Source organism: Leuconostoc sp. (genome assembly GCF_965300815.1).
This window is the reverse complement of sequence record NZ_CBDKZH010000170.1, coordinates 1-1883: the sequence shown is the minus strand read 5'-3', so window position 1 is coordinate 1883 and position 1883 is coordinate 1. Positions and strand designations below refer to the sequence as shown.

At 45.4% G+C, this 1883-nt stretch carries 3 protein-coding genes; all 3 read right to left on the bottom strand.

The window, feature by feature from the left end:
• Positions 1-112, bottom strand: a 112-nt coding sequence (locus tag ACW12G_RS07750) for a sugar nucleotide-binding protein (RefSeq protein WP_334104390.1), incomplete at its 3' end; no start/stop codon positions are given.
• A gap of 12 nt (positions 113-124) precedes the next feature.
• Complete coding sequence (gene rfbB, locus ACW12G_RS07745; RefSeq protein WP_455647692.1) at positions 125-1162, bottom strand: dTDP-glucose 4,6-dehydratase; 1038 nt, start codon at positions 1160-1162, stop codon at positions 125-127.
• A gap of 12 nt (positions 1163-1174) precedes the next feature.
• Positions 1175-1768 carry a dTDP-4-dehydrorhamnose 3,5-epimerase family protein gene (locus ACW12G_RS07740; RefSeq protein WP_141308245.1) on the bottom strand — a complete coding sequence of 198 codons (594 nt, stop codon included), beginning with the start codon at positions 1766-1768 and terminating at the stop codon, positions 1175-1177.
• Between the last annotated feature and the right edge of the window lie 115 nt (positions 1769-1883).

The following is a 1883-nucleotide window of genomic DNA, read 5'->3' as shown; positions in this document are numbered from 1 at the left end:
TAATATCGAGCTCTTGTGACGACAACGCGACAAAATCTAGTTCACGTTCCGTTAAAAGTTTTTGTAATTCTTGTCCTAGCTGCCCATTGGCGCCAGTAATTAGAAATTTCATGTCTACGCTCTCTTATTGATTATTTTGCGCGTACTTAGCTTCAACTTCGGCCTTTTCACCTTGCCACCAAGCTTGGTTATCGGCATACCATTGAATGGTGTCGGCTAGACCAGTTTCAAAGTCGGTATATTTTGGTGTCCAACCCAATTCTTCACGCATTTTCGTGGCATCAATAGCATACCGCAAGTCATGCCCTGAACGATCTTGCACAAAGTCAAAGTCATCTTCGGCCTTGCCCATATCCTTCAAAATCGCACGCAAAACGGTAATGTTATCCTTTTCACCATCGGCACCAACGAGGTAAGTTTCACCAATCTTACCCTTGGTCAAAATTGCCCAGATGGCTGTCGCATGGTCGTAAGTGTGAATCCAGTCACGGACGTTCTTCCCATTACCGTACAACTTTGGCTTAATGCCACTCAAAATATTGGTTACTTGACGTGGGATAAACTTTTCGATGTGTTGGTAAGGGCCATAGTTGTTTGATGTGTTAGAAATCGTGGCTTGTAAGCCAAATGAGCGCACCCAAGCACGGACTAATAAATCAGACCCCGCCTTTGTTGAGGAATAAGGACTTGAAGGACGATATTGTGATTCTGGTGTAAACTTTTCGCCAGCGCCCTCGCCATGACCTGGCAAGTCTTCCCGCAATGGCAAATCCCCATAAACTTCATCCGTTGAGACATGGTGGAAACGCTTGTTGTACTTACGCGCTGCTTCAATCAACGTGTAAGTCCCGATAATGTTGGTTTGCACAAATGGTGATGGATCCTTTAGAGAATTATCATTATGTGATTCAGCGGCATAGTGAATCACAGCGTCCGTTTCAGCGACTAATTGATCGACCAATGGTGCATCCGCAATGTCACCAACCACCAACTTCACACGGTCTTCAGGCAAGCCAGCTAAGTTGGCTTTATTCCCCGCATACGTCAACTTATCCAACACGGTCACAAACACATCTGGGTGTTCTGCCACAATGTAACGCACGAAGTTCGCCCCGATAAAGCCAGCACCACCAGTTACCAAAATATTTTTATAGTCAGTCATGTTTCTCTCCAATTATAATTGTTCAGGTTGCAACGCCACCACGTCTTTGAGTAGTGGATGATTTTTATCTGCTTCGCTCACTTCAGCGTGAGCAACGTCGGCCCATTCAATGCCTAAGGTTGGGTCGGCATAGTTCACAAAGGCGTACTTTGGCTTTAATTCTAAAGCCCAGTAATCGTTGACCAAATATGAATAAGACACGGTCTCACTCAAAACTTGGAAACCATTGGCCACCCCACGTGGCACAAAGATGCCCTTGCTAGCATCGATGACCGTTTGATACACGTGGCCAAACGAGTCTCCAGCACGCAAATCAACCCAAGCACCTAAGACCTTGCCGTTATCCGCCACTGAGATGTACTTATCCCAAGGTTCGGCGTGCAAACCACGCAAAACGCCTTGGCGTGAGAAAGACACATTGTTTTGCAACTTGCCTTCGGCAAAAAAAGATTCCGGAAAACCTAAGGGTATCATCTTTTCTTTTTGGAAGTTTTCTTTAAACCACCCACGGTTATCGCCGTGAACCGGAATATCAAATTCAAGCATGCCGGGAATTTCTGCCACTTGGCGGGCTGCTAACGGCTTTTCAAAAAATTCAGCTGTCATGTTGTCTCCTTTACTTTAAACGGGCTTGTTCATCGGCTACTAGACGCAACAAGTATTGCCCATAATCGTTTTTCTTAAGTGGTTGCGCTAAAGCTTCGAGTTGATCAAGACCAAT